The organism is Micromonospora terminaliae (assembly GCF_009671205.1).
Classification (GTDB): Bacteria; Actinomycetota; Actinomycetes; order Mycobacteriales; family Micromonosporaceae; genus Micromonospora; species Micromonospora terminaliae.
This window is the reverse complement of sequence record NZ_CP045309.1, coordinates 1,912,084-1,935,016: the sequence shown is the minus strand read 5'-3', so window position 1 is coordinate 1,935,016 and position 22,933 is coordinate 1,912,084. Positions and strand designations below refer to the sequence as shown.

At 70.6% G+C, this 22,933-nt stretch carries 20 protein-coding genes; 9 read left to right on the top strand and 11 right to left on the bottom strand.

From position 1 onward, the window contains the following. Positions 1-88 precede the first annotated feature (88 nt). From GCE86_RS08575 to GCE86_RS08565, 3 genes are all read left to right on the top strand, one after another. On the top strand, positions 89-580 hold the full coding sequence (locus GCE86_RS08575) for a hypothetical protein (protein WP_154226442.1): 492 nt from the start codon (positions 89-91) through the stop codon (positions 578-580). Continuing rightward, the gene (locus tag GCE86_RS08570) at positions 564-1,097 is read left to right on the top strand and encodes a hypothetical protein (protein ID WP_154226441.1); all 534 of its coding nucleotides are present in this window, start codon (positions 564-566) and stop codon (positions 1,095-1,097) included. The genes GCE86_RS08575 and GCE86_RS08570 overlap by 17 nt, the downstream gene beginning before the upstream one ends. A 109-nt stretch (positions 1,098-1,206) precedes the next feature. Then, entirely contained in the window at positions 1,207-1,992 is a 786-nt protein-coding gene (locus GCE86_RS08565; protein ID WP_154226440.1) for a CBS domain-containing protein, read from the top strand. A gap of 219 nt (positions 1,993-2,211) precedes the next feature. Here the strand turns inward: GCE86_RS08565 and GCE86_RS08560 are convergent, their stop codons facing one another. Together GCE86_RS08560 and GCE86_RS08555 are read right to left on the bottom strand one after the other, a co-directional pair. Further along, the gene (locus tag GCE86_RS08560) at positions 2,212-3,528 is read right to left on the bottom strand and encodes a vanadium-dependent haloperoxidase (protein ID WP_239542683.1); all 1,317 of its coding nucleotides are present in this window, start codon (positions 3,526-3,528) and stop codon (positions 2,212-2,214) included. A gap of 397 nt (positions 3,529-3,925) precedes the next feature. Then, a complete protein-coding gene (locus GCE86_RS08555; protein ID WP_154226438.1) occupies positions 3,926-4,075 on the bottom strand; it encodes a hypothetical protein in 150 nt (49 codons plus the stop codon). Between the two features lie 299 nt (positions 4,076-4,374). On the opposite strand from GCE86_RS08555, the gene GCE86_RS08550 reads away from it, so the two are divergent. Next, positions 4,375-4,764 carry a hypothetical protein gene (locus GCE86_RS08550; RefSeq protein WP_154226437.1) on the top strand — a complete coding sequence of 130 codons (390 nt, stop codon included), beginning with the start codon at positions 4,375-4,377 and terminating at the stop codon, positions 4,762-4,764. Positions 4,765-5,004: 240 nt separating this feature from the next. Here GCE86_RS08550 and GCE86_RS08545 read toward each other — a convergent pair whose 3' ends face one another. Further along, positions 5,005-5,415, bottom strand: a complete 411-nt coding sequence (locus GCE86_RS08545) for a DUF2267 domain-containing protein (protein WP_204342182.1) — start codon at positions 5,413-5,415, stop codon at positions 5,005-5,007. Positions 5,416-5,905: 490 nt separating this feature from the next. Between GCE86_RS08545 and GCE86_RS08540 the strand changes: the two genes are divergently transcribed. Then, positions 5,906-7,087: a low temperature requirement protein A gene (locus GCE86_RS08540; protein WP_154226436.1), complete on the top strand. Its 1,182-nt coding sequence runs from the start codon at positions 5,906-5,908 to the stop codon at positions 7,085-7,087. A 3-nt stretch (positions 7,088-7,090) separates the two neighbouring features. Here GCE86_RS08540 and GCE86_RS08535 read toward each other — a convergent pair whose 3' ends face one another. Next, positions 7,091-8,278, bottom strand: a complete 1,188-nt coding sequence (locus tag GCE86_RS08535) for a low temperature requirement protein A (RefSeq protein WP_163636805.1) — start codon at positions 8,276-8,278, stop codon at positions 7,091-7,093. Between the two features lie 256 nt (positions 8,279-8,534). Beyond that, positions 8,535-9,197, bottom strand: coding sequence for an MOSC domain-containing protein (locus GCE86_RS08530; protein ID WP_154226434.1), 663 nt, complete (start codon positions 9,195-9,197; stop codon positions 8,535-8,537). Between the two features lie 188 nt (positions 9,198-9,385). On the opposite strand from GCE86_RS08530, the gene GCE86_RS08525 reads away from it, so the two are divergent. Continuing rightward, positions 9,386-10,108 carry a class I SAM-dependent methyltransferase gene (locus GCE86_RS08525; protein WP_154226433.1) on the top strand — a complete coding sequence of 241 codons (723 nt, stop codon included), beginning with the start codon at positions 9,386-9,388 and terminating at the stop codon, positions 10,106-10,108. A gap of 68 nt (positions 10,109-10,176) precedes the next feature. Next, positions 10,177-11,307 (top strand): glycoside hydrolase family 18 protein, encoded by a 1,131-nt coding sequence (locus GCE86_RS08520; protein WP_204342185.1) that lies wholly within the window; start codon positions 10,177-10,179, stop codon positions 11,305-11,307. Between the two features lie 105 nt (positions 11,308-11,412). Here GCE86_RS08520 and GCE86_RS08515 read toward each other — a convergent pair whose 3' ends face one another. Further along, positions 11,413-11,871, bottom strand: coding sequence for a MarR family winged helix-turn-helix transcriptional regulator (locus GCE86_RS08515; RefSeq protein ID WP_204342186.1), 459 nt, complete (start codon positions 11,869-11,871; stop codon positions 11,413-11,415). A gap of 70 nt (positions 11,872-11,941) precedes the next feature. Here GCE86_RS08515 and GCE86_RS08510 point away from each other — a divergent pair, with 70 nt between their 5' ends. Then, positions 11,942-12,343 carry a nuclear transport factor 2 family protein gene (locus GCE86_RS08510; RefSeq protein ID WP_163636807.1) on the top strand — a complete coding sequence of 134 codons (402 nt, stop codon included), beginning with the start codon at positions 11,942-11,944 and terminating at the stop codon, positions 12,341-12,343. Positions 12,344-12,823: 480 nt separating this feature from the next. Here the strand turns inward: GCE86_RS08510 and GCE86_RS08505 are convergent, their stop codons facing one another. The 5 genes from GCE86_RS08505 to GCE86_RS08485 all read right to left on the bottom strand — a co-directional run bounded on the left by GCE86_RS08505 (position 12,824) and on the right by GCE86_RS08485 (position 21,583). After that, complete coding sequence (locus GCE86_RS08505; RefSeq protein WP_154226430.1) at positions 12,824-14,515, bottom strand: family 43 glycosylhydrolase; 1,692 nt, start codon at positions 14,513-14,515, stop codon at positions 12,824-12,826. A 103-nt stretch (positions 14,516-14,618) separates the two neighbouring features. Beyond that, entirely contained in the window at positions 14,619-15,623 is a 1,005-nt protein-coding gene (locus GCE86_RS08500) for a substrate-binding domain-containing protein (RefSeq protein WP_204342187.1), read from the bottom strand. 23 nt (positions 15,624-15,646) lie between these two features. Next, positions 15,647-16,711 carry an ABC transporter permease gene (locus GCE86_RS08495; protein ID WP_154226428.1) on the bottom strand — a complete coding sequence of 355 codons (1,065 nt, stop codon included), beginning with the start codon at positions 16,709-16,711 and terminating at the stop codon, positions 15,647-15,649. Beyond that, complete coding sequence (locus GCE86_RS08490) at positions 16,708-18,246, bottom strand: sugar ABC transporter ATP-binding protein (protein ID WP_154226427.1); 1,539 nt, start codon at positions 18,244-18,246, stop codon at positions 16,708-16,710. The genes GCE86_RS08495 and GCE86_RS08490 overlap by 4 nt, the downstream gene beginning before the upstream one ends. Before the next feature lie 85 nt (positions 18,247-18,331). Further along, positions 18,332-21,583 carry a glycoside hydrolase family 172 protein gene (locus GCE86_RS08485; protein WP_154226426.1) on the bottom strand — a complete coding sequence of 1,084 codons (3,252 nt, stop codon included), beginning with the start codon at positions 21,581-21,583 and terminating at the stop codon, positions 18,332-18,334. 257 nt (positions 21,584-21,840) lie between these two features. On the opposite strand from GCE86_RS08485, the gene GCE86_RS08480 reads away from it, so the two are divergent. Then, complete coding sequence (locus tag GCE86_RS08480; protein ID WP_204342188.1) at positions 21,841-22,923, top strand: GTP-binding protein; 1,083 nt, start codon at positions 21,841-21,843, stop codon at positions 22,921-22,923. Positions 22,924-22,933: the final 10 nt, after the last annotated feature.

Genomic DNA, 22,933 nt, shown 5'->3' with positions numbered 1-22,933 from the left:
ACGGCTGCCACCGCGGCCCCGGAAACAGGCGCCCACAAGGCCGCCGGAAAGACAGGAACGCATGCCCCAGAAGAATCCCCTCCACGCCGTGCCCGACCCGTCCCTCGAACTGTCCCGACGGGACGACGGCTTCGTCGTCACGGCCCGCTGGAACAGCGACACCGGATCAGACGAGATCAACGGACCGGACGAGGTCGTCATCCGCATCTCCAACGAGGCAGCCCCCGAGGTACGCCGGCACGGCATCACATCCGCGGTCCTGCACCGGATGGGCCGGCACGTCGACGACATGGTGGCGGAGTTTCACCACATGCCCAGCGTCGGGGCGTACCAGGTGATGGCGAGCCGCTACATCGAGGGCCGCCTCGCGGAGCTCGCCCAGGCCCGCGGCGCGACTGCGGACGGGTTCGAGGCCGACCTGCTCGCCGTCTACGAGGACCTGGCCGAACGCCGGCACATCGACCCGCTCGGTGCCCTCGCCACCGTGACCGGCCGGACCCGCGCGGCCCTCGGCCGCCTGCTCGACATCGCTCGTCAGCGCAACGACCAGGAGGGATCCTCACGTGAGCACCTCGCGTAACGCCCCGGTGACATCGTCAGCGCAGGGCCGCGTGTGGTCGGAGGTCTTCCACCGCAGCCGAGTCTCACCCCACGTCTTCGTCGTCGCCCAAGCCGCAGCGGACCAAGTCAACCAGGTGGTGGCCGGCCTCGGCCTGCCGCAGGCCACCTCGAACAGCCTGTTCGACAACGCCCACTGGGCGACCCCGCTGCTCGACGGCGCCGTGACGCGGCTGCTCACCTACGGCCTGCCCGCCCTGCCCAGCGGCACCCGCGTGTACGGACACCGGCCGCTGCGACTGCTCTGCCACCTCATGGACCTCCGGCCACCAGCCCGCGCGCTGACCGGCGAACGGCACGTGCCGGACATCGACCAGTTGCTGGCCGACCTCGACTGGCAGCGGCAGGCCGAACCCCAGGCGTTGCTCGCCCAGGCTCGTACGGCCATGGCCAACGACACGCAGGAGGTGCGGGCGGCGGTCCGGGTGTTCTTCGGAGACGAGGCGGCTGACGTGACCGCCGTCGAGAGACCCGGATAGCTGCGCCCATGGCCGGCGGACTGGTCGGCGCCGGGCGGTGAGGCACGACCGCGCCGCGTCGACGTCACCCCCGTCGTCGACCCGGCCGCCGCCACGACACACTGTCGGCATGATCCACGGGCATTCCGACGACATCGCGACGGCGATCCGCACGCGACATCTGCAGACACCGATCGCTCGCGTCCTCTGCTACGGCGCGGACACGCCCGTCTTGGACGTCGCCAACGCCCTGGCCGACGCCGGCTTCGACTCTGCGCCCGTGACCCGGGAGGGGGAGATCTGCGGCTACGTCCACCGCGCGGACCTGGTCGACCAGCCCGGGACACTCGCCGCGCACACCCGTCCGCTGACCGCCTCCCGGGTCATCGCCGGCGACACACCGCTGGCCACCCTCCTGCCGGCCCTCAGACGCGCCAAGTTCCTGTTCGTCGTCGATGGTCATGACATCGTCGGGATCGTCAGCCCGGCCGACCTCAACAAGCAGCCCGGGCGTACCTACTTCTATCTGCTGGTCAGTGCCTTCGAACTTTATCTGGCAGAGCGGACCCGTGCGTTGTTCGCCGACCAGGAGAAGGCTCTGTTGCTGCTACCGCAGTCCCGTCAGGAGCGGATCCGGGATCGACTCGCCACGGAGCAGCGCGAGGATGTCGTCGCCGACATCGTCGCGGCGATGGATTTCACCGACCTGCTGAAGATCGTGAAGAAGACGGATGCGCTACGCGGGGCGTTCGGTGACTACAGCGCAGCGAAGTGGGAGAGCGAGGTTTCTGCTCCGCTCATCGAGCTGCGGCACGCTGTCATGCACACCGTGCGGACCCTCGCCACCGAGGCACCCACGTCGCTGCAGCGGCTCATCAGCCTCGACGAGCGGCTCCGTAGACTGCTGTCCGCATGAGCCGGAGCAGTGGCCTCGCCACGATCGCGTCTCGGACGTAGCCTGATCGCGATCCTTATCGGGGAGTCGGCCGGAGCCAACCTTGAGTGCGACGGGAAACGGCAGGTAGCCCGGGCGCGGCGGCCATGCGAACATGCGTCTGCCCGCACGGGCGGTATTGAGCGGCCGGCCGTCCAGCAGTCGTCACCACCGCGCTCACCCAGGCGGAGGCCCGGCGCGTCACCGTCGCGGGCGGAAGTAGTTCTCAATCATGTAACCGGTGACCTTGGCGCCGATCTTCGCGCCCTCGACGTCGGCCGTGCGGGTGTGGATGCCGCCCCAGATGCGGGCCTCGATGACCTCGGCGATGGCCGCAGAGAAGCTGCCGAAGTACCGAGTGGTGCCCGAGGCTTCGCTGTAGGCGCTGAACGGGATGTCGTCCCGGCCGAAGAAGTGCTTCAGCGCCAGCATGCTCGCCGCGGTGAAGCAGGTGTGCCCGGACGTGAAGTCGGGGTGGGGCGGCGTGACGAGAAGCGGCATCCAGGTGGGTTCGGCCTCGGTGGCCGGGTTGCCGTCGGTGTCGGCCAGCTGGACGGCGGTGACCGGCCGCCAGAACGACCAGGCGGCCTTCTCGTTGTAACAGGCGGTCGTGGCATCGGCCTCCGCGAGGTCGACCATCGCGAACATCCGCGCCGTCTGCAGCGGGTTCAGCCGTTGGGTCGTGGCGAGCTGGCGCTTGATCTCCCACTCGCCCAGGTGCCGATCGTGCCACCAGATCGCTGCCTGAGTCTGGTCCGCCGTCCGGATCGGGCTGTTGACCGCGCCGATCGCCTTGACCTCGTTGAAGTCCCGGGCGTACTGCTCGCTGGTGAGCGCGGGCGGGCCGGATGAGCGGAACATCGACGCGCTGAGGAGGAGGAACGGCTTGAGAGTCGCCACCCATGCCCCGTCGTTGGCGTTGGTCGGCGGAGTGGGCCGCCACTGGCCGGGCTCGGTGCCGACCGGCCAGGCCGGGTTGCCGAACGCCCCGTCGTTCTGCCGTGCGCTGATCATCGCGGCGGCCGTCCGGCTGCCCACGGAGATGCCACCGCGCTTCGCGCTGCCGTTGGGAATGGTCGCCAGCCACTCGTCGTATTGCGTCTGCAGCCGCGCCTGCTGGTTCGGGAACAGGGAGCTGAGCACCTGGAAGGCCGCGGTCCCAACCGCCGCGTCCACCGACTCCCGGCCGTTGGTGGCCGGCGCGATCAGGTACGGCTGGTATTTCCGTCCGGCGATGGCGTTGACCGCGTCATAGACGGCACCGTGCACCATCGCGAAGCTGCGCGCCTGGACCTGCGGCTGTTGGCCCGCCACGTCCCAGATCGCGGATTGCGCGTTGCGGTCCCAGACGATGACGGCGTTGGCGGACGTGCTCGTGCGGGCTGCGGATGCCGACGGGCTGACGATCGCGACCGGGGACCCGGCGGCGAGGACACCGGCGACGACCGCGCACACGACCTTCCGGCGAGCGCGAACCTGACTTGCCATGACTGCCCCCTCACTGGGGATCCCGGCCAACTGACGGCCCATCCACGGGAGTTGCTGCCAGCAGGAAAGCTACAGCGGCACCCGCACTCCATTGTGTCCTATTGGTGAACAAGTCGTTGTCCCCGATGAACTTGAAGCTGACGGAACTCTTTGCTCTCTTGTGGACATCAGGCACCACGACGTCGTCGCGTAGGTTGAGCTTCGCCCGACTCGCGGAGGCGGCCTACCACCGGTTCGTGTGGCACCGGCGAGTGGCCCGCGGATGTTGCACAACGACCTCGAGGCAGCGGTCGTGGCCGCGCCCCGCTGCTGACCGCCGCCGTCGCGCTGGCGCTCTTCGACGATTCCGCCAGCGGTGGTGACGTGCTCGGATATCTCGCGCCGGCATGGGTCGCGGGCGGTGGACGCGCGGCGCGCTGACGAGCCACTACGGGGTGTTCGCGTACGCCTCGGTAAGTTCCTCCTGAGCCTGCAGCAGCGTGCGGCTGTGACCGGCCAACATGTCCGCCATGCCCAGGCCGCTGCCCGTCGCCGCGGTGCCGCTGGTGGCGATCCACTCCTGTGCGCGTCGGATCACCTGCCGGTCCTTCTGCTCCCGGATGAACTCATCACCGGCTTCGGCCAGCGCCGTCAGCCTGGTGTGCAGTTCCTGAAGCTGGATTCGATGTCGCCCCTTCGGGCGATGGTCCGCTCGCGCTCGGCGGTCTGCTGGCGTAGTTCCCGCTGCCGGAGGGCAGTCTGGTGGTGTTCGCTTTGCTCAGCTCGACGATCGTCGCTCCGACGTTTTGGTGCCAGGCAACCAGCCGAGCCCCCTTCCCGCAGGGCCCAACCTGGCGGTCGTCGGGGCCGTCGGCGGTACGGTCCCCCCAGCTCGCGATGATTTCCCCGACCGTCGACACCCCGTTCCGTCCGAAGGCGGGGCGGACCTCTGGTCAGTGGGGAATCCTCCCCGACGCCTCGGCGGGAGAGAGCGCGGCGCACGCCGGCGTCGCCCTGCTCGCCGCGGTGGTCGTCTTCGCAGAGGCGGCGCGGGTGGTCCTGCGGCAACAACCCGGCTCGACGGCGGTGTGGTCGCTGGTGCTCGCGATCCTCGGCTTGCTCACGGGCGTCGTCGTCTACTGGTCCAGGCTGTCGGCCGCGCTGGGCATCGCGGCGATCGTGTTGGGGCTGGACGTGCGGCGCCGGCTCCGGGTCAGCGCCGCCGTCGGGATCGGGCTCGGAGCGGTCGTCCTGATCGCTAATGCGCTGCTGGTCTTCGCGAGCTGACCGCACGTCACGCCATGATCGCCGCTCCGGGAGCGGCGATCATGGTGTACCTCCGGTGCCGTCGCTTCCCGCCAGGCCGCCACTTTCGAGCGCAGCGACGTGGACATCGCGGGTCCTCGCCGGGCGGAGTGCTGCACGCCGCCGTCGAGCTCGCCGACCACGTGTCGATTCCGTGAGGATGCACAACCTTGCCCGGGGGCTGGTCAGTCGTACCGACTGCTCCTGCCTCAACTCTGCGTGCTACGAGCCGCGGCGCCGCCCGCCACCGGCGCCCACCGGTTCGATGACCTGCGAGAACTCCTCAGGAAGTTGGGCCATGGCGTTCTCGAACTCGTCTCGGGTCACGGCCTCACGCAGGGTGGTGAGCACTGCGCGGACCCCGGCACCGGCGAGCGCACGGTCGACTTCAGGACGATCCCCAACCCGCCGCACAAACTCCTCAAGCCCGAACGCGGTGGCCATTTCCCCTCCGAGGGGTCTGTTCAGGTGAGCGGCAAGTCGATCCGGAAGCTGATAGGCGAGGTCCTCAGCCTGACCGGCGCTGATCCGCTCCGCCAACGTCTCCAACGTCACGCCGGTCAGCGTCGCCGCCTGATCGGTCGACACCTTTGCTCGCGTGGCCACCGCATTGATGAAATCCTCGTATTCCACCTGATTCTCCTCTCCGGCCAGCTCCCCCGCCGAACGGCTGGAACGCATCACGTCGCTTCGTTGAGCGAACTGGTACCTCGACAGCCTGCTAGTACGGAGGGTGATCCGGCCTCATCCCCATCGGGCGAATCATTACGGCGCCCTGCGGCAGCGCCCTCGACGATTCGATGGAACGGGCCGAGCGGGAGAGGGGTTGGCGAGGCTGCGCCAGCCCGGCTACGGGCTCACCCGCGGCTGCAGACCGGTCCTGCCCGGAGGGCGTGCGCGGGATCTACCGGCCGGACCTGCCTGGCCTGATCGCCCACCCCGCCATCTGATGGCGGCCATCCCTGGGGACTGCATCGCCGACGGTCGGGGGGTCAGGCCGATGACCGGTGTACGGCTTCCGCCCTGCTGCTCCATTTCCGCCCTCCGGCGACCTCCGCTTTTGTAAGTTGGCGGGACAAGCGTGCCTCCGCCCCCGAGGGGCGTGCCCGAAGGAGGCAGACGCGTGAGGCCCAGCCCGCTCCCCCGGATCCTTCGCCGGCGCGGCGAGCCGGACTATCCGACGTTCCTGGAGCTCTTCTTCGACCTGGTCTACATCTTCATGCTCTCCAGGCTCTCGGCGGGACTGGCCGGGGACCTCACCGTCCGGGGCGCCGCCGAGACCGCCGTTCTGTTGATGGCCGCCTGGTGGGTCTGGGTACTGACCGCGTGGCTCACCGATTTGTTCAACCCGCGGCTGCCGGTCATCCAGGCCACCGTCCTGGCGGTCATGTTCGGCACTCTGTTGATGGCGATCGCGGTGCCGTACGCCTTCGCCGATTACGGTTGGCTGTTCGTTGCGGGGTATTTCGGCATCCATCTGGTTCGGGACGCCGTGCTCATCCCCGGTACCCGGGTGAACCGCCCGATCCAGGCGCGGAGCATCCGGGTGTTCTTCTGGTTCGGGGTCACGGCGCTGCCGTGGGTGGCCGGGGCGTTCGCGCACGGAACGGCTCGGCTGCTGCTCTGGTCGGTGGCGGTGGCGGGCGACCTCGGGTCGGCCCGGTTGGGCTGGCCGACGCCGAAGCTTGGTCGCACCGAACTGGCCAGTCAGATCTTCACCGGAATGCACCTGTCCGAGCGGCATCGAGAGATCTTCATCATTTCGCTTGGCGAGCTGATCCTGAGCTGCGGTCTGGGGCTGGCCGGCAGCGGTTTCCAGGCCGGCCGGGTGGCCACGAGTTTCGTCGGGTTCGCCGGCGCCGTCGTGCTCTTCCAGCTCTACTTCCACCGGGTGCGGCAGCTGCTGGCACCACCGGCCGTCATGGTGGTGGAGCGGGTGCGGCCCGGCACCTCCACCTCGTACAGCCATCTGGTGATGGTGGCCGGGGTGCTGGTGGTGTCGACCAGCGTCGCGCTGGTCATCGACCAGCCGTTCGGTGCGGCACCGGCCGCTTGGATCGTCGCCATCCTGGGCGGGCCGGCGCTGTTCCTGCTGGGGAGTTGCCTGTTCGACGCCGTGGTCACCGGACGGCTCCTCTGGTCCCGGGCGTCGGGGATCGTGGTGCTGTGCGTGATCGGCCCCGTCGCGGCGCTGCTCCCGCCGCTGGCCATCCTGATCGTGGCGAATCTGGTGCTGCTGCTGATCCTGGTCTGGGAGACGCTGCCCGCACACTCGCGGCCGGTCCGGATCACAGTGCCGACCTGAGCGTCACCCGAGCGCCGGTGGCATCGGCACGCGGGCGTGCCGGTGGGTGCTCACCAGGTTCGCCGCGGCGACCAGGGCCAGGATGGTCATGGCGAGCAGCGCGACCACGACCGGCGGCAGCAGGCCAGCAGCCGGCGCCGCGCCGGCCAGCAGGACCAGCCCGGCCAGCCGGGACCGGGACATCCGACCGAAGACCGTGTAGTCGAGCGCCGCGCGGCCGACCAGGAACAGCGCCGGTCCGCCGAGGATAACCGCAGCCCACGCCGGCGGCGTCTGCCCGAAGGGACGCAGGACGACGAGGTGGCTCGTGACCGCCATGCCGCCGATGCCCGCCACCATGATCAGGTGAGTGACCGCGGCGGACTGTGTGAGCAGGGACGGGTTCGCCGATCGCGCGATGGCCTCGGTCAGCAGCTCGCCAGCCCGGTAGATGTAGATCCGCCAGGCCAGCACCACGATCGTGAACACCACCAGGAGCGCCCAGGCCCGCTCCATCGTGTAGTCGGTCCGGGTGAAGGTCGTCCCGGTGACGAAGATGGACGCGCCGAGCGCGATGATGACGAACTGCCGGTACCGCTCGGCCACCCGCTCGCCGACCAGCCGCCACTCCTGCGGCTGCGACCGCCCGAGCTTCGGCAGCGGCCAGCCGAGCGAGGCGGCGACGTACTCCATGGCGATGGTCACCGCCCAGATCAAAAGGCGGGTGTGGCCGGTGGCCAGCGCGCCGCCGATCCAGCCGACGGCGGCGATGGTGTACCAGAAGAAGACCCGGCCGCTGCGACGCGGCTCGGCTGCGCTCGGCAGGAGCAGGAGGTAGTAGCTGCTCGACCCGAGGTGGATCGCCAGGTAGGTGATCGCGAAGAGCAGGCCGCGCCCGTCGTACGCGTCGGGTGCCGCGGCCGCAAGCAGCAGGCTGGCGGCCGCCACCCCGATGAACTGCACCTGGACCGCGGGCCGCGACAGGTCCAGGGTGTCGGCGGCCCACGTGGTCACCGCCCAGACCAGCGTGAACGCGAGTAGCAGGACCAGCGTCTGGCCGACGCCGGTCCAGCTCACGTCGTCGGCGAGCGTCTTGACCAGGGAGATCATGGCAAAGACGTACGTCAGGTCGAAGAAGAGCTCCAGGAACGCCGGGCGGGCGGGGTCCCGTGGGATCGGAGCCGCCGTGTTGGCGCCGCCTTCGGTCACCATCGACGTCCCCCGGACCCCCGCACCGTCCTCGCCTGATGACACCCTACGGGCACCGGCCCGCCCGCATGCCCGCCATCGGCGCATTCCCGCTACCGCGCGATCTTGTCGTGCCGGCCCGGGGAGCGTTGGCTGCCGGCCTCGGCGCCGCGCGGCTCCGTGTCGAACACGCGGGTGACCAGGCCCTACACCGGTACGGCCGAGGGGCTGCTCGACACACGCCTGCCGATGTCGGCAGCCTCGGCCACTGAATCACGAGCTACCGCCGCCGGTGAAGCCGTTCGGCGAGGGTCTCGCGCAGGTCGTCGGGCAGCCCGTCGATCTCGACCAGCTCGGGCAGCAGCTGCGGCTCGGTGAGGTACGCCCGAAACGCCTGCGCGATCGTCACCCCGTGCGCCGGACGGTCCTCCACGCTCACCGGATCACCGGCCCACACCTCGCCCGGCTCCAGCACGCGCAGGTACGCGCCCGGGCGGTTCGCCCGGGTGAAGGTCTTCACCCAGCGCGGCTCGCCCATCTTGTGCTGGAACGTGACGCACGGGATACGGCCGAACGTCGGCTGGAGCAGCAACCGTGGACCGATGCGCCACCGCTCGCCGATGACCGCGCCGTTGACGTCCACCCCCTCGGTGGTCAGGTTCTCGCCGAAGAGCCCGTTGGCCAGGGGGCGACTCAGGCGCGCCTGCCACCAGTCGTAGTCCTGGCGCGCGTACGCGTACACCGCCTGGTCGTCGCCGCCGTGGTGCTCGATGTCGAAGATCTGGTCACCGACCAGGCCGCTGTGGAGACCGGTGGTCTTCGGCCCTGGCGCCCGCACGTGGACCAGGTGATCAACCGGCCGCTTGTTGATGCCCGTGACACCAACGCCCTTTGCCGGGTTGGGCTCCGGCACCGCGAGGTTGACCGAAACAATCCTGGACACGCCCGGCAACCTAGCCGCTCCGGCCACCGCACGCCGCGCAATTCCCATCCGGCGAAGCGTCTCCTCTGCGCGGGCACCCAGGGCCTCGTCGCCCGTCAGGGCCGGGTTTGCATCATCGCGCCGCGAGTCGGTGCCGATGGCGTCGGATCTCTGTCGCCAGAGCACGTCTTGGTCGATATGGTCGCCCGGTGCCCGATGCGATCTTCGCTCACCCTCGCCTCGCACGCGTCTACGACGCTTTTGATGGAGACCGCGACGACTTGGCTGCCTACCTCGCAATCGCCGACGAGTTCGGAGCACGCCGTGTGCTTGATGTCGGGTGCGGCACGGGAACTCTGGCGATCCTGCTCGCTCGTAGCGGCCACACAGTCGTGGCTGTCGACCCCGCCGAAGCGTCACTTGCGGTCGCGAAGTTGAAAGACGACGCCGCGAGGGTCACCTGGATCCACGGCGATGCCACGTCAGTGCCGGCGCTCGATGCTGATCTGGCGACGATGACCGGGAATGTGGCGCAGGTCTTCCTCGCCGACAATGACTGGGCACAGACTCTCCAGGGCATCCACGCCGCGCTTCGCCCGAACGGATATCTCGTGTTCGAGACCAGGTGCCCCGAACGTCGCGCCTGGGAGGAGTGGGCCGCCGACATTGATCCGGTCACCCTCGATGTCCCGGGCATCGGGCACGTAGAACGCCGCCTTGCGGTCACCGACGTCAGCCTTCCGTTCGTCTCCTTCCGGTACACCTACCGGTTCCTGGCCGATGGCGCGGTAGTCACGTCCGACTCGACCCTCCGGTTTCGCAGCCGCCACGAGGTGGAATCGAGCCTGGCTGCCAACGCTTATCGGGTCCTCGATGTACGTGAGGCCCCGGATCGTCCAGGCCGTGAGTTCGTGTTCATCGCCGCAGCCTGAAGTACCGAGCTGAGCCGGCACGCTCACATCGTCAAGTCCGGTGGCTTAGCGGCCAGCGTTTCCCAGGCGTGCGGGTGCGCCATCGCACCGAATTCACCGGCCCGGCTCTGGGCGCCTGCTGCTACCGTGTCCGGGTGATCATGGGGCGGACGGTTCTGGGTGCCTACTTTCCCGGAGCGGACGCGCACGAGTACCCGATCGAGCACCTTCCCGCCGACCTGCTGACTCACCTGTTCTATGCATTCGCCACGATCGAGGACGGGCACCTGAGGCCCCCTGCCGCGGCACCAGCGCAGGTCGCCGCGATCAAGCAGGCGCATCCGCACCTGCGAATCATGATCTCGATCGGTGGCTGGGGTGCCGGCGGGTTCTCCGATGCTGCGCTGACCCCCCGCGCACGCGCCAACCTGGTCGCCGAATGCGTGGAGCTCACCGCCGGCTTCGACGGCGTGGATCTGGATTGGGAGTTTCCGGTATCGGGTGGCCCTGCCGAGCTGACCCGGCGGCCCGAGGATCGGCGTAACTGCACGCTGCTCGCCCAGGACCTGCGTGACCGTCTCGGCCCGGACCGCCTGCTGACCGCCGCCCTGCCGGCCGGGCGGCTGCAGTCAGCCGGCCCGTATGACCCGGCGGACAGCTTCGAGCTCGCGGAACTCGCCGATGTCCTCGACTTCGTCAACCTCATGACCTACGACTTCGGTACGGGCTTCTCCCCGATCGCTACGTTCAACGCGCCACTGACGGAAGTCGCCGACGACCCGCTCGAACCCGGCCTGCGGCGGTGGAACAACGTCACGGGTGCGGTCGACTACTACGAGCGTCACGGCGTACCACGCGACAAGCTCGTGCTCGGCGTACCGTTCTACGGCCGCGGATTCCGCGTCACCTCACCTGGCGAGCAAGCCGGCCTGTTCCAGCCCCAGATCGGTACCGTCGATGTCGGCAACTGGCGCGACATCAGCCGTGACCTGCTGCCCGACCCGGCATGGCAGCACCACCGCCATCCGGTCGCCCGCACACCGTGGCTCTACCATCCTGAGACCCAGACGTTCGTGAGCTACGAGGACGCCGACTCCATCGAGGAACGAGCGGCGTTCGCGGCGGGGCACGGGCTGCGGGGCGCGTTCACGTGGCAGCTCGCCGGTGACGACAGCGAGCATTCCCTCCTCGCAGCCATGACCCGCCCGTTCCGCCGTTAGCCCTTCGTGGGCCACCTGGCCGACGTTGATGCGGTGCCACAGCAGGCCCGGCAGATCGGCGGCGACTTCGGCGTCCGCTAGGACATTGGTGGGCGCCCAGTCGGCTCATGAGGTCGGCACGCCGCCGTGGTGCTCGATCAACTTGCCGAGCAACGCGACAAGGGTCTGCCGCTCGGCAGCCGACAGCGGGGCGAGCAGTTCGTCCTGCACGGTGTCGAGCACGCGGTCCAGCCGTCGGAGCTGCTGAGTGCCCGCCCTGGTGATCGTGACAATGTTGCGCCGGCGGTCCGCCGGGTCGGCGCTGCGCGCGAGGAAGCCCTGGCTTTCCAGCTCGGTCACGGCCGCGACGACGTCACTGCGGTCCATGCGGCTGCGTCGCCCCAGGTCGGCCTGGCTCGCGGGACCGAACTCCTCCAACGCGGCGAGCACGCGGTAGTGGTAGCCGCGCGCCTCGGCGGCGGTGAACCCCTCGGCGACGAACCGCCGCGAGTGCACGGCGGTTTGCGAGATCAACCAGCTCGCCTTTGTCGCGAGACGACTCGGTGTCGATTCCACGGTGACCATGCTAACAAGACCGTTGGCTGCGCCAACGATCTGCCGTATCGTTGGCCGCACCAACGAATGGAGATTCGAGATGTCATCCCTGACCGACCGCACCGAGATCGCCGAACTGGTCCCCAGGCTCGCGTGGGCGCTGGACGAGCGGCGCTTCGACGACCTGCGGAGCATCTACGCACCGGACGCCGAAACCCACAGCCCACGCGGCACCCTGCGCGGTATCGACGAGATCGTCGACGTCGTGCGGCGAACCAGCCCGGAGGAGGTGCTGACCCAGCACTTCAACACCGACGTCGTGGTCGACCTCGACGGCGACCGCGCCGAGGTGAAAGCCCACCAGCTCGTGTACTTCTTCCACGAGGGCGAGGTGCCGCACCGGCTGGCCGGCCTCCAGACCCGGTACACCGCCGTACGCACGCCGGGCGGCTGGCGCCTCGCGCGGGCACAGATCTCCCCGCTCTGGCAACGCGCCTCGTAATCGCTGCGAACTCAGCGCCAGCCGTCGGCAGCGGCGACGTGAACGGCGGTCTCGCCACGCCGTCCCCAGGCCGTGGAGAGGTAGGCCTTGCCGGCCAGGATCCGGTTCGGGCCGGGCTCGGGCTCGTCCGCCGCTGAGGCGGAGTGCCCGGCCCGACCTGGACGGGATGACCAGCGGTCATCAGACTCGACAGCGGCTGCCGCCAGATGCAACGTCGTGATCAACCCACCCCGGCACGACCTCGACGGTTGCGGACGGCGATGACGATGACCTGCTGGCCGGGTCCCCCGCCGCCCATGCCCGCGCCGGTCCCGTCGCCCTCGATGCGCATGGCGTCGTGGACGAGTCGAGGTCCGGTCGGGGAACCCGATGTCGAGCCCCAGGGGTGCGGAAGCCCGTCACCGGGCGAACCGGTGACGGGCTTCCGCGCTGTTGACATCCCTGCTGGGCGACTCTGACCTGCGGGCCGCGGGGCGGAGGTTATGCCGCGCCGTTGAGCGAGGCCGCGAGGGCCTCTGCAAACCCGGTGTCGGCGGGCGTGCCGCTCACGCCGATGCGCCAGGTCCCGCCCGGGAGGTCGCCCACCGGAAGTGACCGCCCGCCCGGCTGCCACAGGGGCTGCCAGGCGATCGAGCCGCTCGGCCGGTTGAACCACCGGTTGTCCTCGCTCCAGGCCGACCCGTCCCGGTACGCGACCGCGAGCGTGGTCGTGTCGTCCGTGGCGAGTGTCCACGGCGTGAAGCCCGCCGCGTCCCCGTCGCGATCGCCGCCGGCGGGGTCCGCGAGCCGGGGCAGGGCCGAGTCGATGTTCCAGGCGGCCTCCCAGACCGGCGCGCTGGTGGGGCCGGTCACGTGCCAGACGAGGTCAACGTCCACCGTGGTCGGTGCGAACCGGAAGCGCCAGTCGACGGTCACCGGCTCGTCGCCGAGCGGGATGCCGGCCAGGAGCGTGTCCGTGCCGTCGGCCGACACGGTCACGGTCCGGGCGGCCCCCGCCGTGTCGGTGGGCCCGAAGGTGCCGACCGCGAGGTAGGGCGCCGTGGAACGGAACGACGAGTCCGTCACGGGCCGGTACGCGCCTTGGCCGGTCGGGTCGGCCTCGTAGGAGACCAGCCGGGACTCGGGTGCGGTCTGCACGACGGCCCGGTAGTAGGGCGTGCTGACGAGCCTCCCCTTCGTCACGACCGGCGTACGCCAGTTCAGCGGCGCCAGCCAGAGCCCGCCCTGACCCCAGCCGGCGCCGGTGACGTACCACTGGCCGGCGCCGGAGTCGTCCTTGACGACCTCCGCGGCGTGCGCCTCGATCCGGCCGGCGAGCTGGTCGACGGTGAAGTGGAACGGGTCTTCGCTGCGGTACACGCGGGTGTCCTGGTAGCCGCTCTCGCAGCAGACGAAGAGATACCAGGAGCCATCGCGGTGCACCACGAACGGCGATTCGGTCGGCCCGCCGAAGGTGCCGGTGGCCGGGTGCTCGAAGGCCGTCCGCCGGTCGCTCCAGTGCACCAGGTCACGGCTCGTGCGGTAGGCGACGATGTGGTGGCCACCGGCCGGGGTGCTGTTGGCGGTGTAGTACATGACCCACTGGTTGCCGACGCGGGTCACCATCGGGTCCCGGCCGTCGAAGCCGTCGGTGAACAGCGGGTTGCCCGGGTGCCGTGTCCAGGTCGTCAGGTCCTTGGAGGTGGCGAGGTGCATCCGGTACGCCTCGTGGTCGGCGGTGCCGCCCGCGTAGAACATGTAGTAGGTGCCGGCGTGGAACAGCACGTACGGCGCCCAGATGTGCGTCTCCCCCGCGCTCGGGTCGGCCTCGAGGGCGAACGGCTGCTTCGTCCAGGGGCCACGGGGTGACGGTGCCGTGGCATGGCCGAAGAACTTCTCGTCCAACGGGTTGGCCGGCTCGGCATGGGTGATCGCGAAGACGTGCCACAGGCCGGTCGCGCGGTCACGCACCATGGTGTGGTCGTTGTAGTACCAGCGCTCGTCCTCGCCGACGCTGGGGTCGTACACGTTCACGAACTCGCCGGCGGTGACCTGGACGGACCGGTTCTCGTACGGCTGGTTGCTCGGCGCGGCGCTGTCGGCGGCTCGGGCCGGCGCCGGGGCCACGATCAGTCCCAGGGCCAGGGCGAGCAGCGCGGACAGCCGACCGACGTGGGACGGTGGGCGGGGCATGCGTTCCTCCAGGGGTGAACGGGTGGCGTGGGGGGGTGCGCCGGACGGGCGCGCGGCCGCGCTGGTCCGCCGCCTACCTCCGGCGGCGGACCAGCGCCCGGCCCTACTGCTTGCCGCCGAGCTTCGTGTAGACCTCCGCGGCGTTCTCCTTGGTGATCTGCTGGGTGCCGAGGGTGGTCGTCTTCGGGACGTCCTTGGCGCAGTCGACGAGGATCTTCTTGGCCAGGTCGATCGCCTCACGCCCGCCGGTCGGGTACTGGAACGTCGCCTGGAGGCGACCCTGCTCGACGGCCTTGATGCCGCCGGAGGGGACGGGCAGCGCGTCGATCCCGGTGAACTTGATCGCGGTCTCCTTGCCGGCCGCCTTCGCCGCCAGGTAGGCACCTTCGGCCATCGGGTCGTTGTGCGCGTACACCGCGTCGATGTCCGGGGTCGACTTGAGCATCGCGTCCATGACGCTCTGCCCCTTCTCCCGCAGCCACTCGGCGGTCTGGCTCGCCACGATCTGGATCTTCGGGTTGCTGGCGATGCCCTCCCGGAAGCCCTGGGCGCGCTCGGCGGCCGGGGTGGAGCCGGGCAGGCCGGAGATCTCCACGACCTTGCCGCCCTGCGGCAGCAGCGTCTTGGCGTAGTACTCGCCCGCCGCCTTTCCGATTGCGACGTTGTCGCCACCGATGAAGGCCGTGTACGCGTCACCCTCGACCTTGCGGTCCAGCACGATGACCGGGATCCCCTGGTCGTACGCCTTCTTGACCACCGCGGTCAGCGGCTTCGCCTCGTTCGGCGAGATGATCAGCAGGTTGATGCCCTGGGAGAGGAAGTTCTCCACGTCGGCCACCTGCTTGCTGTTGTCCTGAGCCGCGTCCGAGACGACCACCTTGAAGCCGGGCACGGCCTTCGCCGCGTTGCTCACGTCGTCGTTCATGACCTGCCGGTACGGCTCGGCGTTGTTGGCCTGGGACATGCCGATCAGGAAGTCCTTGCCGCTGCCGCACTTCGCCGAGGCGTCGGAGCTGCTGCTGCCGGGGTCGTCCTCGACGCTGCACGCCGAGGTGGCGACGAGCGCGGCGAGCGCCACGATTGTGGCGGCTCTTCGGGCGTAACGCATGGTTTCCTCCATAGGGTGGTGGGTCAGGCGATGCGAGGACGTAGCTTCTGCAGCGCGGCGGCAGCCACGATGACCAGGCCCTTGACGACCAGCTGCACGTTCGCGTCGATGTTGTTGAGCGCGAGGATGTTGTTGAGGATCCCGAGCAGCAGGGCGCCGGCGATCGTGCCGCCCATGGATCCACTGCCACCGGCAAGGCTCGTCCCGCCGATGACCACGGCCGCGATCGCGTCCAGCTCGTAGCCGGCGCCGTCGTTCGGGCTGCCCTGGTTGAGCTGCCCGGCGTGGATGATCCCGGCCAGCGCGGCGAGCAGGCCGGAGATCGCGAACACGGTGATGCGGACACGGCGCACCGGCACCCCGGACAGCCGGGCGGCCTTCTCATTGCCGCCGATGGCGTACACGTGCCGGGCGAAGGCCGTGGTGCGCAGCACCAGCAGCGCGCCGACGCCGATGGCGAGGAACAGCAGCGCCGGCACCGGGAGGACCCCGTTGATGGACCCGCTCAGCGTCGAGAACGCCTCCGGGGCCTCCTGCGGCCCGTCACCGTAGGCGATGGGGATGCCCAGCCCGCCGGACCACATCCGCGCGATGCCCCGGGCCGCCTGCAGGCCGGCGAGGGTGACGATGAACGACTGGATGCCGAGCCGGGCGACGATCGCACCCTGGGTGGCGCCGAACGCGGTGCCGATCAACAGCACGATCAGGACCGTCGGGAGGATGCCCATGCCGCTGTCGACCATGAGGGTGGCGGACCCGACCGCGGCGAGCCCGAGCACCGCCCCGACGGACAGGTCGATGCCGCCGATCAGGATTACGAACGTCATCCCGACCGCGATGATGCCGATCTCCGAGACCGCCCGGACGATGTTGGCGAGGTTCCCGGAGCTGAGGAAGACGCTCTCGCCGTTGCGGACGGGCGACACGGCGATCGCGATGATGAAGACCGCGGCCAGGCCGAACAGGCTCTGGAAGCGGAAGAAGCTGTCGACGATCGCGTGCCGGTCCCGCGGCAGTCGGATCGGCCCGCGTCGGGGCGGCGCCTCGCGCGGCGCCTCAGCGACGGAGGTGGGGTTGGGCGAGTTCATCGGGCCTCCTTGGCATCGGCCCCGTTGGCCGCGGCGAGGATCGCTTGTTGGGTGGCGGACGCGCGGGGCAACGCGGCCACGGTGTGACCGCGGTGCAGGACGACCACCCGGTCACAGATGCTGAGCAGCTCGGGCAGTTCGGACGAGGCGAGCAGGATCGCCATGCCGGTGTCGGCGAGTTGGTGCAGCAGCCGGTAGATCTCGGCCTTGGCCCCGATGTCGACGCCTCTGGTCGGCTCGTCGAGCAGCAGCAGCCGCGGTCGCGTCAGCAGTTGCTTGGCGAACACGACCTTCTGCTGGTTGCCGCCGGAGAGCGTGGCGGTGGCGACCACGGGCGAGGCGGCCTTCACCGCCAGGGCGCTGAGCTGCCCGGCCACCGTCCGCTTCACCGCCTGCCGGCGTACGAGGCCGAGCCTCGATAGTGTCGACAGCGCGGAGAGCACGACGTTGTCGCTCACCGAGTGCTCGAGCATCAGCCCGGCGCCACGCCGGTCCTCGGGAACGAACGCCACCCCGCGCGCCAGGGCCGACCGTGGGCCGTGCGGGCGGTACGGGCGGCCGTCGAACGTCACCTGGCCGGCGCGGCGGCCGGAGCCCCCGGCGCCGAAGAGCGTCTCGAGAAGTTCGGTGCGGCCCGCGCCCATCAGCCCGGCGAGTCCGACGATCTCGCCGGAACGCACCGTGAGGTCGACACCGGCCGGCTCGGTCCGCCCGGGTGTCGGCCGGCGTGGCGCCACGGCGAGTCCACGGACGTCGAGCAGCACGTCCCCGGGCTCGTTGCGCCCCTCGCCGTAGAGCGCGTCGACCGACCGGCCGACCATCAGCTGGATGATGTCGTCGCGGGAGGCGGTCTTCGGGTCGACGCTGCCCGCGACGCCGCCGTTGCGCAGCACGGTGACCCGGTCCGCGACGACCTCGATCTCCGCCATCCGGTGCGAGATGTAGACGATGCCGACGCCGGCCCGGCGCAGCTCCGCGATCGTCGCGAAGAGGCGTTCGACCTCGGCGTCCGCCAGGGCGGCGGTCGGCTCGTCCATGATCAGCACCCGCGCGTTGAGCGACAGGGCCCGGCCGATCTCGACCAGTTGCTGCTCGCCGACGCGCAACGACCCGACGAGCCGCCGCGGTTCGAGGTCGGCGCCGAGCGTACGCAGATGGTCCGTGGCCTGCCGGCGCATCCGCCGGAGGTCGACGGTGCCCACCCGGGTGCGCGGCTCGCGGCCGAGGAACATGTTCTCCGCGATGGACAGCCCGGCCACCAGGTCCAGCTCCTGGTGGATCGTGGCGATGCCGGCGCGTTGGGCGTCGGACGGGCCGGCGAAACTCACCGGCCGCCCGTCCAGCTCGATGGTGCCGTCGTACTCGGTGATCACGCCGGAGAGGATGTTGATCAGTGTCGACTTGCCGGCGCCGTTCTCGCCGAGCAGCGCGTGCACCTCACCCGCCCGGACGGTGAGGTCGATGTCGCGGCAGGCGTGCACACCGCCGAACCGCTTGCCGATGCCGGTCATCCGGACCAGCGGGTGTTCTGTCATGCGGCACCTCGTCAGTCGTCTGCGGGTCTGCTGCGGGTCGGGCCGGAGCCGCCGGGCCCGGTGCGGACCCGGCGGCTCCGGTCGGTCACGACACGAGCCGCGCCTCGACGTAGTCGAGCCCTGCCAGGTAGCCGACCGCCGCGGCGGCCTTGCCGGTCACGGTGAGCGTGAGCGTGTGCCGGCCCGCCGTCAGCTCTCGCTGGCCGTAGTCGAGCGGGTCGCTCACGACCACCTCCGGCGAGTGGTACGCGTCGAAGGCCGGCCCGATCCGGGCACCGTCGATCGCCACCGTGTTGGTGCCGTAGTCCCGGGCCAGCGTCTGCACGAGGCGCAGGTCATAGGTCCCGGTGGTGGGCACCGTGAAGTTGACGGTGACGCTCTGGTTCGGCCCGTTCGCGTGGAACCACAGCTGCGCGCTCTGCGACCAGTGGATGCCGCAGCAGTCGCTCTGCGGGTCGGCCGGCGCGTCGGCGCTGACCGCCGGCAGGAGCGATTCGCCTTCGATCCGCAGCGTGTCGCCGGTGCTGGCTGAGGCGGTCGGCGAGTACGGCCCGGCGTTGCCGGCCGCATCCACCGCGCGCACCCGGTAGTACCAGGTCTCGCGCAGCCCCAGACCCGCGTGCTCGAAGCTCGGGCGGGTCGTGGTGCCGACGCGGTTGCCCGGTCCCGGCGTGAAGTCCGCCTGGCGGGAGGCGAACACCTCGTACCTGGGGGCGTAGACGTCGTCCGCGGCCGGCCGCCAGGCCACCGTCACGGCGTTGGTCGTGCCGCTGGTGGCGGTGAGCCCGCTGACCGCGCCCGGCGGCGTGTGGTCGGTGAACGGCGTGACCAGGCTGAGCACCGCGTACCGGGCCGCGGACCAGGCCGGAGCGCCGGCGGTGGGCGTCAGCGTGACGGTCACCGCGTCCCTGCCGCGGGTGAGCGCGGCCGGGAGCCGGTACTCGTCCTCCAACCACCGGTGCGACGCGTTGGCCAGCGGCTGCGACCACGTGCCGGCGTCCTGCCCGTCAACATCGACCGCCACCGACTGGTACCCGGCCGACTGGTCGCCGACCCGGCGCAGGACCGCGCCCGCGTTGTCCTCGTCGAGGGTCACCCGGAACCGGATCGGTTCGGTGGAGGCGCGGACGTCGTCGGTCACCGGTCGGGGCGCGCCGTCGTCGCCTTCGAAGGTCGCCGTGAGCACCGTCCGGTCGCCGCCGGACGCGTACTGGTGAGCCGTCTCGCTGACGGCGTCGCCCACGTCGACCGTGTCCGTCCAGCGCTGCCCGAGGGTGTCCTGGCCGTACCAGTACGCCGTGGAGCCGTACCGGGCCGGGTCCTGGTCGCCCGGGCCGTGCTCGATGCCGAACCGCAGTCCGGTCGAGAACGCCACCGACTCCGCGAGCATGAGCCGGTACGCCCCGGTGCAGTCGTACTGGCAGCCGTAGGCGGCGACCTCGTGGGCCGGGTTGCCGTTCATGGGCGCGGAGAACGTGCCGTGGTTGAAGTACCAGCCGCTCTCGTAGAAGTCCTCGGTGCCGGTGCCGTGGATGCTCGGGCTCTGCGCGCCGTCCACGTAGACCCGCTCGTCACCCTCCAGGTAGTTGCGCTGGTTGCCGGCGGGGATGTGCCCCTCCATGGTGTGGGTGACCCCCACGAACTTCCCCCGTCCGGCGACGTCGAGGAAGAGATGGTCCGCTCCCGGCGTGGTGTCGGCGCTGGTCGCGGTAGCCCGGAAGTAGCCGGTGTCGCCGGTCGGCCGCAGGGCCGCCGCCCAGCGGGCGGAGCTCTCGGTGGTCACGGTGGCCACCGACGGCTTGATCGCCACGTCGGATCCGTTGCGCAGCTCGATCGACCAGCGCGACCGGTAGGGCATCGGCCACCAGGCCGACAGGGTCGCGGTCGCCGGGTCGACGCCGAACATCAGGGACCGGACGGAGTGCAGCCCGAGGCCGGTGCCGAAGAACTCGCCGAGGGGTGCGTCCACCGTGGTCCTGTCGTCGAACGAGATGCGCAGCCGGGTGTCGCGCAGCACCGCGTCGGACGCGGCGACGGCCGCCTTGCGGTCGTCGTCGGCCGGGTAGGACAAGGTGTTGCTGCCCTGCCAGGTCTGCGCGGTGATCCGGTAGCCGTGCGCCGCCTCGACGTCGGTGTGCGCCGGGCCCACGTCGACGGTGTCGGTCCGCTTCGCGGTGCCGGAGACGAGGCTGTCGACCCAGTACGTGAACTCGTTGACGTCGAGGTCGGAGGAGATGAACTCGTTGCGGATGGTCAGCTTCGTCTTGCCGGCCGTGGCGCTCGCCGGCAGTTCGACGCTCTGGTCCAGCCAGGTGCCGAACGGCACCGGGTCGTTGGCCGGCCACTCAGCGACCGGTGCTCCGTCGACCAGGATCCGCGCCCGCTGGTGCCCGATGTGTGGGTCGAGCCGGCGGGTGAGCCGTACGCCGGTGTTGGCCGGGTCGACGGCGACGGTGAACTCGCTGCCGCCGCCGGCACCGAAGGCGCGGCCGTCGTCGGCGATCGGCTGGGGCGCGCCGACGAGCTGGGGAATCTTCAGCTGGAGTGCGGTGATCGCGCCGGGGCCTACGCCACTGGCGAGGGTCGCCCGGCCGCCCGCGGGGACGGCGAAGGTCCGCTCGGCCGTCGCGGCGCCCGGCTGGGCGGGCTTGGGGTCGCGGGTGCCGGCGGCCTTGAGCTGCGCGATGACGTCCTCGGCCCGGTCGGTGGGGTCGAAGGTGCGCACGCCGTCGGAGGTGGTGAACTTCCGGTAGGAGACGTGGTGGAAGATCGGGTTCTTCTCGGTGGTGACCCGCATCGAGCTGCGGTAGGTCATCGGCGCCTTGATGTAGACGCCCCCGGAGCTCTGCGCCGCGTTGGCGACCACCGGGTAGACGAAGGGGGCACCGAGCTTGCCGTCCACGACATCCTGGAGCTTGGCGTCGAGCACGGTCTCTCCGTCGAGGACGACCTTGATCCTGCCCGTGGCGGAGACGTTGCCCTCGTCGCGGGTGAACCAGATGGAGTCGATCTCGCCGGCGCCGCTGGCCTCGGCGATGACGCAGCCGTCGGCGCTGGTGCGCAGGCAGGAGTACCGGCCGGAGAAGCCGTCGTCGTTGCCGCCGCTGCGGTCGAAGCTGGAGAACTGGTAGGCCCGGGATCCGTCGGTCAGTTCCGGGAGCCGGTCGAGCCGGCGGTAGACGTCCCAGCCGACGGGGCCGTTCGTGGTCGGTCCGGTGGAGGCCGTGGCGGGCCCGGTGAGACCGACGACGGCCGAGCCGGCGACGAGCGTCGCCGCGGCGGCGGCACCGAGCAGCCGCCGGAACGAGGTACGTGGTGCGCGGGTGGTGGGTGTCATGAATCGCCTTTCCACATCGGTGGGTGGGGCGGGCCGTGATACGCGGCAGGCAAGGAATCGATTTCTCGCTGCAGTTGCGATCAGGTTAGGCAGCCGTCGCGCGGCGGTCAATCCTCCAGTGCTGACCGGCGAGGTCGGCGGCGCTTCGACGTTGACAGCCCCACCCGCCGCTCCTATGGTCCTCGTTCAGAACCGAGCAAACGATTTCTCGCTGACGAAGCGCACCGCGACCCTCGGCGCGCTGGGAGGGGGCAGCCGTGCCCCGACTCGTCGTCCTCACCGGATTCCTCGGCGCGGGCAAGACCACGACCATGCTGGCCGCCGGACGGCTGCTCACCGCACGCGGCAGCCGGGTCGCGGTGATCACCAACGACCAGGGCAGCGACCTCGTCGACACCCAACTGGCCCGGGACGTTGTGCCCGAGGTCGGCGAGGTGACCGACGGCTGCTTCTGCTGTCGCTTCGAGGACCTCGCCGACCTGGTGACGGACCTGCTCGACACCGGGCGGGCCGACACCATCCTGGCCGAGGCCGTCGGCAGCTGCACCGACCTGCAGGCGACGGTCATCCGCCCCCTGCGGGCCCGCTACGGCGACCGCCTGACGCTGGCCCCCCTCACCACGATCGTCGATCCGGCGCGCGTCGGCATGCTGGACGGCGACCTCGGCTACCTGTTCGACCGCCAGCTCGCCGAGGCGAACCTCATCGCGGTCAACAAGTCCGACACCCTGCCCCCCGCCGCGCTCGGCGCGCTCCTCGACCAGATCCGGGGCGGCTACCCCGGCGCGTCCGTCCTCGGCTACAGCGCGAGCCACGGCGAGCACGTCGACGAGCTCATCGCGCGGTGGACCGGCGAGCCACCGCGCGACCGCGGCGTGGACCTGGACGTCGACTACGACCGGTACGCCGCGGCGGAGGCGCGGCTGAGCTGGCTCAACCAGGTATGGCAGGTCTCGGCCGACAGCGGGTTCTCCCCGCGACGCTGGGCACACGTCGCCCTCGAATCGCTCTCCGCCGCCTGCGCCCGGCGGGGAGACGTCATCGGTCACGCCAAACTCGCCATCCAGTCGCCCGCCGGGCGGATCCGAATGAGCGTCGTGGCCGCCGGTGACCCGCCGCGGCACGAGCCCGCCGGGGGCGACGGACCGGCGGTGGCCCGGGCCACCGTGCTGGTCAACGTCCGCGCCACCTGTCCACCGGGGGACCTCGAATCGCTGGTACGGGCCGCCGCCTACGACGCCGACCTCGCGGCCGGCGCCGCCGCCCGGCCCGGCCCGGCGAACGCCTTCACGCCGTCCTACCCCCGCCCCGTGCACCGTCTCCCGGCCACACCGGCCTGACCGTCAGGAG

What these genes read in the sequence shown, in the direction of transcription:
- GCE86_RS08565 (WP_154226440.1), top strand. Translation starts at nt 1,207, where the DNA reads ATGATCCACGGGCATTCCGACGACATCGCGACGGCGATCCGCACGCGA.
- GCE86_RS08550 (WP_154226437.1), top strand. Translation starts at nt 4,375, where the DNA reads ATGATTTCCCCGACCGTCGACACCCCGTTCCGTCCGAAGGCGGGGCGG.
- GCE86_RS08535 (WP_163636805.1), bottom strand. Translation starts at nt 8,278, where the DNA reads ATGGTGACCGAAGGCGGCGCCAACACGGCGGCTCCGATCCCACGGGAC.
- GCE86_RS08515 (WP_204342186.1), bottom strand. Translation starts at nt 11,871, where the DNA reads ATGGTCACCGTGGAATCGACACCGAGTCGTCTCGCGACAAAGGCGAGC.
- GCE86_RS08510 (WP_163636807.1), top strand. Translation starts at nt 11,942, where the DNA reads ATGTCATCCCTGACCGACCGCACCGAGATCGCCGAACTGGTCCCCAGG.
- GCE86_RS08505 (WP_154226430.1), bottom strand. Translation starts at nt 14,515, where the DNA reads ATGCCCCGCCCACCGTCCCACGTCGGTCGGCTGTCCGCGCTGCTCGCC.
- GCE86_RS08500 (WP_204342187.1), bottom strand. Translation starts at nt 15,623, where the DNA reads ATGCGTTACGCCCGAAGAGCCGCCACAATCGTGGCGCTCGCCGCGCTC.
- GCE86_RS08495 (WP_154226428.1), bottom strand. Translation starts at nt 16,711, where the DNA reads ATGAACTCGCCCAACCCCACCTCCGTCGCTGAGGCGCCGCGCGAGGCG.
- GCE86_RS08490 (WP_154226427.1), bottom strand. Translation starts at nt 18,246, where the DNA reads ATGACAGAACACCCGCTGGTCCGGATGACCGGCATCGGCAAGCGGTTC.
- GCE86_RS08485 (WP_154226426.1), bottom strand. Translation starts at nt 21,583, where the DNA reads ATGACACCCACCACCCGCGCACCACGTACCTCGTTCCGGCGGCTGCTC.